8 protein-coding genes are annotated in these 12,208 nt (G+C 65.5%); 4 read left to right on the top strand and 4 right to left on the bottom strand.

The window, feature by feature from the left end; translation table 11 throughout:
* A complete protein-coding gene (locus tag ACQ4W4_RS10485; protein ID WP_436541938.1) occupies window positions 1-1,530 on the bottom strand; it encodes an XrtA system polysaccharide chain length determinant in 1,530 nt (509 codons plus the stop codon).
* A gap of 242 nt (window positions 1,531-1,772) precedes the next feature.
* On the opposite strand from ACQ4W4_RS10485, the gene ACQ4W4_RS10480 reads away from it, so the two are divergent.
* Complete coding sequence (locus ACQ4W4_RS10480) at window positions 1,773-2,396, top strand: XrtA/PEP-CTERM system exopolysaccharide export protein (protein WP_436541937.1); 624 nt, start codon at window positions 1,773-1,775, stop codon at window positions 2,394-2,396.
* Window positions 2,397-2,596: 200 nt separating this feature from the next.
* Complete coding sequence (locus ACQ4W4_RS10475; RefSeq protein ID WP_436541936.1) at window positions 2,597-3,343, top strand: N-acyl amino acid synthase FeeM domain-containing protein; 747 nt, start codon at window positions 2,597-2,599, stop codon at window positions 3,341-3,343.
* Between the two features lie 4 nt (window positions 3,344-3,347).
* On the opposite strand, the gene ACQ4W4_RS10470 is transcribed toward ACQ4W4_RS10475, so the two are convergent.
* The 3 genes from ACQ4W4_RS10470 to prsT are packed head-to-tail and all read right to left on the bottom strand — an operon-like array spanning window position 3,348 to window position 9,370.
* Window positions 3,348-4,124, bottom strand: coding sequence for a S1 family peptidase (locus tag ACQ4W4_RS10470; protein ID WP_436541935.1), 777 nt, complete (start codon window positions 4,122-4,124; stop codon window positions 3,348-3,350).
* Window positions 4,121-6,583 carry a hypothetical protein gene (locus tag ACQ4W4_RS10465; RefSeq protein ID WP_436541934.1) on the bottom strand — a complete coding sequence of 821 codons (2,463 nt, stop codon included), beginning with the start codon at window positions 6,581-6,583 and terminating at the stop codon, window positions 4,121-4,123. Before ACQ4W4_RS10465 ends, ACQ4W4_RS10470 begins: the two co-directional genes overlap by 4 nt.
* A 3-nt stretch (window positions 6,584-6,586) precedes the next feature.
* Window positions 6,587-9,370, bottom strand: a complete 2,784-nt coding sequence (gene prsT / locus ACQ4W4_RS10460; RefSeq protein WP_436541933.1) for an XrtA/PEP-CTERM system TPR-repeat protein PrsT — start codon at window positions 9,368-9,370, stop codon at window positions 6,587-6,589.
* A gap of 226 nt (window positions 9,371-9,596) precedes the next feature.
* Here prsT and ACQ4W4_RS10455 point away from each other — a divergent pair, with 226 nt between their 5' ends.
* Window positions 9,597-10,913 carry a nucleotide sugar dehydrogenase gene (locus ACQ4W4_RS10455; protein WP_436541932.1) on the top strand — a complete coding sequence of 439 codons (1,317 nt, stop codon included), beginning with the start codon at window positions 9,597-9,599 and terminating at the stop codon, window positions 10,911-10,913.
* Complete coding sequence (locus ACQ4W4_RS10450) at window positions 10,913-12,187, top strand: SDR family oxidoreductase (protein WP_436541931.1); 1,275 nt, start codon at window positions 10,913-10,915, stop codon at window positions 12,185-12,187. Before ACQ4W4_RS10455 ends, ACQ4W4_RS10450 begins: the two co-directional genes overlap by 1 nt.
* Window positions 12,188-12,208: the final 21 nt, after the last annotated feature.

The raw sequence follows: 12,208 nt of genomic DNA, 5'->3' as shown, positions 1-12,208 counted from the left end.
CTAGAATTTCAGCAGCGCGGCCGTCATGACCCCGCCGTACAGCAGGAACAGGCTGCCCAGGCAGGCGCCGAAGCCATAGCGGGCGCGGCGGCGGCGTACCTGCTGCAGCGGCGTCCAGTTCATCGATACGGTGCCCAGCACGTTCAAGCCCGTCGCGTCGCGCAGTTCCGCGGGGCTGAGGAAGGTGGGGCGCACCTGGCTGATCAGCAGGGCCGTGGCGACGCCCGCCACCAGCGCCGCGCCCAGCGCCGCACTGAACAGCAGCGGCCGGTTCGGGCCGACGGGCGCATATTGCACCGTGGGCGGGTCGATGATCTTGAAGGCCATCATTTCGGTGGTGGAACTGAGTTCGCCCGACAGCTTGGCCGCTTCGCGCCGGCCGATCAGCTTTTCATAGTTTTCCTTGTTGATGATGTAGTCGCGGTTGAGCTGCGCCAGTTGCGATTCGACCTCGGGCACGGCATTGCTCTGCGCCAGCAGCCGTTCGTTGCGCGCCGTGTATTCCTGCACGCGGGCGCGGATGGCGGCCACCTTGGCGTCCGCGTCCGTCAGCGCCACCTTCAACTGCTGCAGCATGGGGCTGTAGTTCTTGCCCGGGTCGCCGGACGCCGTTTTCAGCTTGCTTTCCTCGATCTTGCGTTCTTCCAGCTGGGCAATGAGCCGCTTCGAGGCGATGATATCGGGGTGCAATTCCGTAAATTGCATGCGCAGGTTGTCGAGGTTCTTGTTGAGCGAGGCGATGCGCTCGTCGAGTTCGGGATTCGTGATGGACGCCGCATTCGGCTCCATGTCGAGCACGGGCTCGTCGCCCTCGATCTGGCTCTGGATGGCCTTGCGCGCCTGTTCCGCCTCGACCAGTTCCAGCTTGGCATTGTTCAGGCTATCGGACGACATCAGCAACTGGCTGCCATAGTCGATGCCCTGGCGCGGCAGCAGCAGGTTGTTGCGGATCTTGAATTCCTTCACCAGGTTTTCCGCCGCGCTCAGCTTGTCCTCGTAATTCTTGATCTGCTCGTCGATGAACTGCACGGCCTTCTGAGAATCGCCTTTTTTGCCCTGGAAACTGCCTTCGACAAAGATGGTCAGCAGGCTTTGCACGACGTCGCGCACGAGCTTGGGGTCGCGTCCGCTGTAGCTGATGGTGTAGATGTCATAGGCGTTGGTGCCCGTGATCTTGATGCGGCTCATCAACTCGTCCAGCTGGGCCTCGTGCTCGCGCACGGTCTTCGAGTCCAGGTCGAGGTCGACCATGCGCATGACCCGCTCCACGTTCGGACGGCTGAGCAGGGTACGGCTCATGATGGCCACCTGCTGTTCCGTGTTCGGCACGCTGGTCATGCCGGACATCAGCGGCTTGAGGATGGTTTGCGTATCGACAAACACGCGCGCCGACGTCTGGTAGTCGTCGGGCAGGGTGATCACCTTGATGAAGCCGCCGATGGCCACCAGCCACGCCACCAGCACCGCATGCCAGCGGTACTTCCAGATACCTTTCAAGCCGGAAAGCAGTTGCTGTATCAATTGTTCCATGTCGCTTCCTTCAGATGGCGGTGCTGCACGGGAGATGGGCTGGCGACGACGTCTTGCAAAAAATACTTGCTTGTTGAGTAAGCAAAGTATAGGGCGGCTGCGGAGCAAGATTTCCCAAGATGATTGCTTCTTGATACGCCTCAAGGTTGACTTGCCGGGTTTTAATAATCATAGGAAGTTCGCGGCCCAGGCTGGTTCTGCGGGGCTGCCCATGGACGCGCATCGACTCGAAGAGGCTCCGCATGAATCCATCTCGCCGTGTATTTCTCTGCAACACGCTGGTCCTGGCCGGCGCCGCCAGTCTGCTGGGCGCCTGCCGCACCCGCTATCCGCTGGCGCCTTCCGACGACAGCGCTCCCCTGCACGATTACCTGATCGGTCCGGGCGACTCCGTCAACATCATCGTCTGGCGCAATCCGGAAGTATCGCTGACGGTGGCCGTGCGGCCGGACGGCAAGATCACCACGCCGCTGGTCGAGGATCTGGCCGCCAGCGGCAAGACGTCGACGCAGCTGGCGCGCGATATCGAGCAAGCCTTGAGCAAGTTCATCCAGCAGCCCGTGGTGACGGTCATCGTCACCAATTTCTCGGGGCCGTACGGCGAGCAGATCCGGGTGATCGGCGAGGCGGCCAAGCCGCAGGCGCTGCCGTACCGGCAGGGCATGTCGCTGATGGACGTGCTCATCGCCGTGGGGGGCATCACCGACTTCGCGGCGGGCAACAAAGCCAGCATCATCCGCATGCGCGAAGGCAACCAGCAGCAGCTGGCGGTACGGCTCGACGATTTGCTGAAGGATGGCGATATTTCCGCCAATGTCATGATGCGGCCGGGCGACGTCTTGCTGATCCCGGAGAGCTTTTTTTAGCAACGGCCTCGGCAATATCAAAACAGCACTTATATTTGTCATTTTGTACTTGCAGGCAAATTTCAGCGTGCTATTTTGCTATCTAAAGGCAAATTTCTTCTGTTTTTTTAGCTATTGCTGGGAACTTCTCCAGTTTTTCTCTTGTCACAAGGCATTGGCTTCAGTCCGTCTCGACGGCTGCCGATGAACGTGAGGACAAGATGAGCTTTGAAGATGAACCTATTATTTCCTTCGACACGCCAGGTAGCTTCAGCGACCTGGTGGTGGGCGAGGGGCAGATCGACCCGGCCATGGAGCACGAGCTCGACCTGCAGCGCTTTCATATCCGCATGGCCAATTCGCGTGGGCGGCGCGAAGCGGCAAGTTTGCTGATCCGCAAGATGTACGGCTGGCGCGGCTATGCCGTCGATCCCGGCATCGCGCATGCGCTCAATAAAATCACGCTGTTTGCGGAAACGGCCGGCACCACCGTCGGCACCATGACCTTGTGCCTTGACAATGACGAGACGGGCTTGCCCGCCGATGAAAACTTCCGCGACAAGCTCGACATCCTGCGCGAGCAGGGCCGGCGCCTGTGCGAACCGTCGCGCCTGGCCATCGACAAGGGCGTGAGCAAGCGCGTGTTTGCGGCGCTGATTCATATTTCTTATATTTATGCCCACAATATCCACGGCTTTACCGATTACGTGATCGAAGTCAACCCGCGCCACGTGGTGTTTTACAAGCGCATGCTGGGTTTCCAGGACTTCGGCGGCGAGCGCGAGTGCACGCGCGTGGGGGCGCCGGCCGTGCTGCTACGGCTGGACCTCGATTACATGGGCGCCCAGATCCGCAAATACGGTGGCCTGATGGAACAGCATGGGGGTGAACGGTCGTTTTACCCCTTTTTTTTTCCGACATGGGATGAGCCCGGCATTACCGACCGGCTGAGGCAGGGGCGCAACTGATTGTTCATTTGTTTTTCAGCAAGATCGCCTGCATGTAGCTGCCTGGAATCGCGTAAGTAATGCCGCTCGGCGCGCTGATGGCCGCCTCCTTGAGGCCTTTGACGTACACCATGTTGACGATGCCGTAGACGAGACCGGTCTCGGGATCGAACAAGGGGCTGCCGCTGCTGCCCGGATACGCCGTCGCGTCCAGCTGGAACACGGTGTACGGCGCTTTTTGCAGCTGCGCCAGGCGCCGGACGTCGAGGCGCTGCGCGTTTTCGCTGGGCATGACCACGGGCGTCAGCGATGACACGGTGGCGCGGTGGGTCACGTGGTGCAAGCCCAGCAAGGTGCCTAGCGGAAACCCCGTAAAGGCCATGGCCTGGCCTTCGCGCACCGTGGCCGCGTCGCCCAGCGCCAGGGCAGGCAGGGGCGCGCCCGTCAGGCGCAGCAAGGCCAGGTCGTGTTCCGTGTCCAGCGCCTGGACCTGGGCGGGGCGAAATTGCGCTGCCTCGCCCTGGCCCGTGAGTATGCCGATGACTTCGTTCGGATTGGCGTCGAGCAGTTTCTGGATCACATGGGCGCAAGTGAGCACGCTCAGGCCATCGCCGGCGACAAAGCCCGTGCCGATGAAATTCATCGGCGGCGTGCGCGTCTTTTGCAGGCTGCCCACGCCGACGATCGATGGTTTGATGCGCGCGATGGTTTGCGCCAGCGGCGCATCGGCGCGGCATGGCGCGCTGGCCAGGGTAAGGCAAAACCAGAGGGCGGAAAAGAATGTCAACGGCAGGGTTTTCATGGCGGTGCACTTTCAACGTGAGGAGGTGGCGCGGGCTGCAGCAGCGCGCACAGCAGCATCAGATAGCACAGCAGGGCGATGCGCGGCACGTCGAGCAGGCTGTCGAACAGGCCGACGACGAGAAAACCCAGCAGGGCGGCGGCGCAAGCCAGCGCGCCGGAATCGCCGCGCGCCGCCTGGCGCAGCAGGCGCGCGCCAGCCAGAACCAGCAGGGCCAGCATGGACAGTGCGCCGCACCAGCCTGTTTCGATCAGCACATGCAAGGCCATGCTCTTGATATGCCAGGGCAAATGATGGTGGTCGCTGCTGAAAAACCAGTAATTATTGGCTTGCGTAAAGCGCCCGTTGGCGATCAATTCCTCGCCGCCCGGGGCGCGCAAGCTCAGATTGTCGACTTCAAGCACGGACGAGTCCGCCGTGCCGCTGGCCGCCAGTTCCAGCTGCACGGGCGGGCGCAGCAGCCAGGCGCCCGCGCCCAGCCAGGCGCTGTCGAACGGCACTTCGTAATGCTGCCAGGCTGGCGCGGGGCTGCCGGGTGGATGAGGGCGCAGGCGCAGGGGCACATTCACGCAACCTTGTGCATACAGCAATTGCCGCTGACACAGGCGCACCAGCAGCACGGGCATGGGGCCCGCCCGGCGCACGTCGAGCGCCAGAGTGTAGCGCGTGGCGGGCTGCACGGGCAGGCGTTGCAGCAGCCGCAGCAGCTCGCCATAACCGGCGCTGTAGCCGGGACTGGCCAGGCGCACATACCGGTTTTCCCCTTCCGCGGCATACGCGATGCTGGCCGGCACCTCGCGCTGGGGATTGTGCCAGTAATAGGTGGCGGGAAAGCTGCCGGTACCCATGCCGAACAGGCGGCTGGCCAAGTCGGACGGCTGCATGGCCAGCGCTTGCCGCCAATGACGCAAGCGGCCTTGCATGTCGAAGGCCGTGGTGGCGAAACGTTCGGTGGCGTAATAGCTGGCCGACACGGGGATGGCCAGCAGCAGCAGGATGCCGGCCGCGCCCGCGATGCTCAGGCTGGCCCGGTTCAGCCGCCACAGCGGCGGGCGCAAGCGTCCGTTGCACAGCATCAGCATGGCCAGCAGCACGACGAGGCCGGCCGGCAGCAGGGCCGGCGGACCGGCCCAGTGCCAGCCTATCCAGGCCAGATTGCACGCCAGCATGGTCCACGCCATCATCGCCAGGCCCAGTCTGACAGGCCCTTTAGGGGCGCCAGCGCCGGGCCACAGCACAGCCGCCAGCAGCACGGCCGCCAGCAGGAACAGGAAATACGGGCCTTTCAGCCAGCCGGCCGTGTGCTGGCCGGCCGGCTCCGGCCACCAGGCGGCCAGCAAGCCCTGCAGGCACAGCGCGCACAGCAGGCTGGCCGGGGCCAGACGCCACGGCAAGGGCCGCGCCGCCAGCACGAAGCTGGCCGCGAGCAGGACGACGGCGGCCAGCAAGCCCCGGTAGCCGGCCAGGCTGAACATGTATGCGAGCAGGACAGTGCCAAGCCCGGCCAGCAGCAGCCGCAGCAGCACACCGCGCACGCGCGGGCGGCCGGGCGGACGCCGCGCCGCGCCGGGCGCCGTGCGCTGGGTCTGCCAGAAGGCCAGCAGCATGGCGGCCGCCAGGGCCGCGTACAGACCGCGTGAAAAAGTGGTGAACGCCGCGTGCAGGGCCAGGGCCAGCAGCAGCAAGGCCAGCGCCGCCTGCCAGCGGCTGCGGGCGCGCGCCAGCCACAGTGCGGCAAACGGCAGGCTCAGCGCCAGGTAGCCGTCGAGCGCGGCGCCGCCCGTGTGCATGGCGGAAAACGGCGCCGTGATGCGGTAGTCGCTCGACAGGTTCGACAGGCCGGGAAACACGGCCCGTTCCCACAGCGCGAACAGCGACACCATGGCCAGGCCGGCCAGCATGCCCGGCAGCGCGTAGCGGCGCAAGTTGTGCGGGCTGGCATCGCGCAGCAGCAGCGGCAGCAGCAGCATGCTCCAGGCCCAGGCCTTGCCCAGCCGCAGGCTGTTGTAGGAACTCAAATAATTATCCCAGGCGTTCAGGTCGAGGGGCGCCAGCGGCAGGACGCCGCGCAGCAGCGCCGCCAGCCAGGCCAGGCTGCACAGCAGCAAACAGGCGCGGGCGGCGGGCGGGAGCGTGGCCGCGGCGCTCTGGACGGGGCCGCCCAGGCGCCAGTAGCCGCAGGCCACCGTCAGCAACAGCAGCACGTCGATTTCTTCGAGGAAGAACCAGCCCGTCCACGGCGCCAGGTCCAGCACGGGCAGCAGGGCGGGCACGCAGAACAGCCAGCAGGCGGGGCGCCAGCACAGCAGCAGGAAATACGCGGGCAGCAGGATGGCAAACAGCAGGCCGGGCCAGCCGTGGCCCAGCGGATAGTGGCGCAAAGCGAGCGCGCAGGCCACGCCTGCCAGCAGGGCCAGCGGACGCGCCGCCAGGCCGGCCACGGCAGCTTGCACAGCCATGGCCTACAGCTGGGTCAGCAAGGCCTGTGCCTCGGCCCGCTGCGGAAAGTCCTTGTTGGCGGCAAGTAATTGTTCCAGTTGCTTGCGCGCACCGCCCTTGTCACCCGATTTCGCCAGGGCCGCGCCCAGGTGGTACTGCACTTCGGGCGACTTCGGCGCCAGCCCCGCCGCCTGGCGCAGCAGGGCCGTGGCGCGCTTGGCGTCGCCTTGCTGCAGCACGATCCAGCCCAGCGTGTCGAGCACGGCGGGATTGTCGGGCGCCAGTTTGAGCGCCTGCTCGGCCGTGGCTTGCGCGCGCGGATCTTTTTCCTGCTGATACGCCCAGGCCAGGTCGTTCAGCGCCACGACATTGTTGGCATCCTTGGCGACGACATACTGGAAGTGCTCGATGGCGGCGCGGTATTGCTTGGCCGCCAGCCGGGTGCCGGCCAGGTAGGTACGCGTCGGCAAGTCTTCCGGATGCTCCTTGAGCCAGGCGGCCATGCGCGCATCGGCTTCGCGCTCCTGTCCCGATGCCTGCAGGGCGCGGTACAGCTGCACCTGCAAGGGGCCGATGGGGCTGATGTCGAAGGCGTGCTGGTACAGCTTGACGGCTTGCTGCGGCAGCTTTTGTTCCATCAGCACGTCGCCTTCGAGCTTGTAGCCGGCCGCCAGCTTCGGCTGCTGTTCCTGCACTTGCCGCGCCACGGCCAGCGCCTCGCGCTGGCGGTTCAAGCTCAGCAGCAAGGCCACTTCCACCACGCGCGCCTCGAGCAGGGCCGGGTCAAGCGCTTGCGCCCGCTTGACGGCTTGCAGCGCATGATGATGGTCGCCCAGCGCCAGGTGCAGGCTGGCGATGCGCATCTGCAAGGGCGCGGACGAGGTCTGTATGCTGGCCAGCTTGTTGTAGCTGTCGAGTGCGGCCGGCGCCAGGCCGGCGCTGTACTCCACCTGGGCGCGCAAGGCTAAGGCATCGGCGTCGCCCGGATGCCCCGTCTGCAAGGTGCGCGCCAGTTCCAGCGCCTTGTCGGGCGCGCCCGTCTTCAGGTAAAAGTTACTTAGCAGCAGAGCCGGTGCGACGGCGTCGGGATTGTCGCGTTGGGCCCGCTCAAGCCAGCGGCGCGCCTCGTCCGTGTTGCCTTGCGACGCGGCCAGCTTGGCCAGCGCCGCGCACAGGTCGGCATTTTTCGGCGCCTTCGCCAGCGCCTTCTCGAAGCGCTGTTTCGCTTGCTCCGGCTTCTTCTCGGCCAGGTCGATCTGCGCCAGGTTGTTCAAGGCGGGCAGGTACACGGGGTCCATGCTCAAGGCTTGCTCGAAGCTGGCGCGCGCCGCCGGCAAATCGCGCAGGGCCAGGTAGACGCCGCCTTTCAGGTTCAGCAGCAAGGGATTCGTGCCTTTCTGCTGCTGCTCCATCATCTTGACGCTGGCCAGGGCCTTGTCGTTCTGCTTGTTGCGCAGCAAGGTCATCACTAGCATGGTGCCCGCCTGCGGCGTGCTCTTGTCGAGCATGCTGGCGCGTTCCAGCTCATTGATGGCGCGGCCGTTCTCGCCCTGGCCCAGGCGGCTGATGCCCAGGGCCGCGTGCAGCCTGGCCGTGTCCGGCGCCAGGGTGCTGGCTTTTTCGAAATACGCCGTCGCCTTGTCGTACTGGCGCGCGCGCAGGTGGGCTTCGCCTGCCAGCGACAGCAATTCCACGTCCTCGGGGAAGGCGGCCAGCAGGGGCTGCAGCAAGTCGATGGCCGCATCGGTTTTGCCACGCATCAATTCGATCGAGGCCATCATCTTGACGGCGTACAGATGCTTGGGATACACGGCCAGGAAGCGCCGCAGGTAGCTTTCCGCCAGTTGCGGCGAGCCGAGCGCCAGCTGCACCGCGCCGGCCAGCAGGATGGACGGCATGTGATCGGGCGCCGCCTTGAGCACCAGCTGCAAGCCTTGCAAGGCCGCCTTGTTCTTGCCCTGGCGGAAATCGAGCAGCGCCTGGGCTTGCAGCAAGCCCAGGCTGTTGGGCGCCGTCTTGCGCGCCGTGGCCAGCTGGGCCGCCGCTTCCAGGTAGCGGTTTTCCACGATGTCGAGGTTGGCCAGGTCGATATGCGCCTGGGTATTGTCCGGTTTGATTTTCAGGATATGCATGTAGGCGCGCCGCGCCGCGTCGCTCTTGCCTTGCAGGCGCAGCAGGTCGCCCTGCAGGCGCAAGGCGTCGAGGTTGGCGGGCGCGTTTTTCAGGGCTTGCGCCAGCAGCAGCTCGGCCGACGTCACTTGCTGCTCCAGCGCCGCCAGCCGCGCCAGGCCCAGCAAGGACTCGACCTGGTCGGGATGGGCTTCCAGCAAGCGTGCGTACAGGGCGCGCGCCTCGTCCTTGCGCTCCAGGGCCAGCAGGGCGTCGCCGCGCAGGGCCAGCACGCTGGCGGGCAGGGTCGCATCGTCGGCGATTTCGGCCAGCACCTTGTCGAACTGGCCCAGCATCAGCCAGGCCTTGCCCAGCAGTGGCATCACCTGCTGCGGCGTCAGGCCCAGCGATTTTGCCTTGCGCAATTCTTTCTCGGCAGATAGCCCTTCCCCCGTGTCGATATAGATGCTGCCCAGCAGCAAGCGCGCGGCCGCGTTGTCCGGCTCCTTTTGCAGCAGGTTCTTCAACTGGATGATGGCGGCCCGCGCTTCGCCTTTCTGCCGGTACTGCTGTGCGTCGGCCAGCAGGGTTTCGCTGCTCTGCGTGCCGTGGCACGCCGTCAGCAAGGGCAGCAGCAGGGTGCAGCACAGTGCGGCGGCCGGCAGGCCGGGAAAAGGGCGGGGCAGGGAACGGGCCATGGAAGTCTCCGGTAGCGGCGTGCATGAACGATGGGCGATGGGCATGGCCTAGCTTAAAAAGATGGCCGCCGCTCTCCTTGATTGCGCTCAACAAGCCGCCGATTGTCCGCACGCATGTTTGCCGCCGCCCCGTGTTTCTTGTTCCCGCTCAAGAATAGCCAGACCGGCAACCGTAGAATTTCCCGGACGGCGATGCGCAGGCCGCAACCATTCGGAGCACATGCATATGGACAGCAAGGCGGATAGCAAGGTGGAGAGCAGGGCGGGCGTGGTGGCGGTGGTGGGGCTCGGTTACGTGGGCTTGCAGCTGGCCGTGGCGTTTGGCACACGCCAGCGCACGATCGGCTTGGACTTGTCGGCGCGCAAGGTGGAAAGCTACCGGCGCCACATCGACCCGACGGGCGAAGTCAGCCATGAACAGTTGCTGGCGGCGCAATGGCTGAGCGTGGGCTGCGACCCGGCCGAGCTGCAACTGGCCGATTTCATCGTCGTGGCCGTGCCCACGCCCGTCGACAGCGCGCACAATCCCGATTTCTCGGCCCTGGCCGGCGCCAGCGCGGCCGTCGGCCGCCACATGCGGCGCGGCGCCATCGTCATCTACGAATCGACCGTGTATCCGGGCGCCACCGAGGACATCTGCATTCCCATCCTGGAACAGCATTCGGGCCTGCGCTGGAAGGAAGACTTTCATGTGGGCTTTTCGCCCGAACGCATCAACCCCGGCGACAGGGATCACACCCTGCACAGCATCCGCAAGGTGGTCTCGGGCGATGACGCCGCCACCCTGGACAAGGTGGCCGCCCTGTATGAAGGCGTGGTCGAGGCGGGCGTGCACCGGGCCTCGAGCATCAAGGTGGCCGAGGCGGCCAAGGTGATTGAAAACACGCAGCGTGACCTGAACATCGCGCTGATGAACGAGCTGGCCATCATCTTCGACCGCATCGGCATCGACACCCTGGAAGTGCTGCAGGCGGCGGGCACGAAATGGAATTTTTTACCATTTCGTCCCGGCCTCGTGGGCGGCCACTGCATCGGCGTCGACCCCTATTATCTGACGCACAAGGCGGAAATGCTGGGCTACCACCCGCATGTGATCCTGGCCGGGCGCCGCATCAACGACGGCATGGCCAAGTTCGTGGCGGAAAAGACCATCAAGGAAATGGTGCGGGCCGGCTTCAAATTGAAAGGGTCGCACGTCAACGTGCTGGGCCTGACCTTCAAGGAAAACTGCCCGGACCTGCGCAACTCGAAAGTGGTCGACATGATCCATGAACTGCAATCGTACGGCGTGCAGGTGCACGTGCACGACCCCGTCGCCGATGGCCGCGAAGCGCTGGAAGAATACGGTTTGACCTTGGAAAGCTGGGAACAGCTGCCGCAGGCCGAGGCCATCATCAGCGCCGTCTCGCACCAGGCCCTGCTGGCCCGCCCGCTGGCCGACTTCCAGGCCAAGGTGCTGGAAAACGGCTGCTTCATCGACATCAAATCGCATTTCGACCCCCGTCCGCTGGAGGACGGCGGACTGCACGTGTGGCGGCTGTGATGGCGGCCGATGCCTTCGATCAGGACGCAAACGCGGCGCAAGGCGCGCCCGCCGGCGGCCCGGCTGCCAGCACGTACGCGCAAGCCTGCGCGCAACTGCGGCAAACGCCGCGCCGCTGGCTGGTGACGGGCGTGGCCGGCTTTATTGGTTCGCACCTGCTGGAAACCCTGCTGCAACTGGGACAGGAAGTGCGCGGCCTCGATAACTTCATGACGGGCCATCGCCACAACCTGGAACAGGTGCGCGCCAGCGTGGGCGAGCAGGCGTGGCGCCGCTTCACCTTCATTGAAGGCGATATCCGCGACCCGCAGGCGTGCGCGCGCGCCTGCGGAAGAAGCGCCGGCGTGGCCAGTATTGCCAGCATGGCGGGCGCAGGCAGCGTTGCCGGTGCCGCCACCGCCAGTACCGGCGCGTGTCATGCGGGGCGCCATGCCGCCGTTGCCAGCGCGGGCAGTGGTGACCCTCGGGACGGCCGTGCCGATCCGGACGCTCACGTCGCCGGCGCCGCCGTCGACTATGTGCTGCACCAGGCGGCGCTCGGCTCCGTCTCGCGTTCGCTGGAAGACCCGCTGCTGTGCCACGCCGTCAATGTCAGCGGCTTCCTGAACATGCTGGCCGCCGCGCGCGAGGCGGGCGTGGGGCGCTTCGTGTATGCCGCGTCCAGCGCCACGTATGGCGACCATCCGGCCTTGCCGAAAGTGGAACAGCACATCGGCGCGCCCCTGTCGCCATATGCCTTGAGCAAATACGTCAACGAACTGTACGCGCAGGTGTACGCGCGCTGCTACGCCATGCAGACGGTGGGCTTGCGCTACTTCAATGTCTTCGGTCCGCGCCAGGACCCGCTGGGCGCCTACGCGGCCGTCATTCCCCGCTGGATCGCCGCCATGCTGGACAATCAGGCCGTGCACATCCACGGCGACGGCGCCACCAGCCGCGACTTCTGCTTCGTGCACAATGCCGTGCAAGCCAATATCCTCGCCGCCACGCGCACCGATCCGGCGGCCGTCAACCAGGTCTACAACGTGGCCGTCAACGCCCGTACCAGCCTGACCCAATTGCACGCCACCATGCAGCAGATGCTGCTTGCCGTCCGGCCGCAGCACGTGCCGCAGTCACCGCACTACGGCGAGTTTCGCGCCGGCGACGTGCGCCATTCGCAGGCGGACATCGCCAAGGCGGGCAGCCTGCTCGGCTATGTCCCCACGCACAATCTGGCGCAAGGCTTGCGGCAGACCATCGCCTGGTATGTGGCGCAGGCGGGCCGCGTATAAGAACCTGGCCCGCCAGGTTCT

It is taken from the genome of Janthinobacterium glycogeni, assembly GCF_051380725.1.
Lineage (GTDB): Bacteria > Pseudomonadota > Gammaproteobacteria > Burkholderiales > Burkholderiaceae_D > Janthinobacterium.
The sequence above is the reverse complement of the archived record's forward strand: the minus strand, read 5'-3'. Positions and strand labels throughout refer to the sequence as shown.

Excerpts from the sequence above, each read along its gene's own strand:
- ACQ4W4_RS10485 (WP_436541938.1), bottom strand. The coding sequence starts at position 1,530 with ATGGAACAATTGATACAGCAACTGCTTTCCGGCTTGAAAGGTATCTGG.
- ACQ4W4_RS10480 (WP_436541937.1), top strand. The coding sequence starts at position 1,773 with ATGAATCCATCTCGCCGTGTATTTCTCTGCAACACGCTGGTCCTGGCC.
- ACQ4W4_RS10475 (WP_436541936.1), top strand. The coding sequence starts at position 2,597 with ATGAGCTTTGAAGATGAACCTATTATTTCCTTCGACACGCCAGGTAGC.
- ACQ4W4_RS10470 (WP_436541935.1), bottom strand. The coding sequence starts at position 4,124 with ATGAAAACCCTGCCGTTGACATTCTTTTCCGCCCTCTGGTTTTGCCTT.
- ACQ4W4_RS10465 (WP_436541934.1), bottom strand. The coding sequence starts at position 6,583 with ATGGCTGTGCAAGCTGCCGTGGCCGGCCTGGCGGCGCGTCCGCTGGCC.
- prsT (WP_436541933.1), bottom strand. The coding sequence starts at position 9,370 with ATGGCCCGTTCCCTGCCCCGCCCTTTTCCCGGCCTGCCGGCCGCCGCA.
- ACQ4W4_RS10455 (WP_436541932.1), top strand. The coding sequence starts at position 9,597 with ATGGACAGCAAGGCGGATAGCAAGGTGGAGAGCAGGGCGGGCGTGGTG.
- ACQ4W4_RS10450 (WP_436541931.1), top strand. The coding sequence starts at position 10,913 with ATGGCGGCCGATGCCTTCGATCAGGACGCAAACGCGGCGCAAGGCGCG.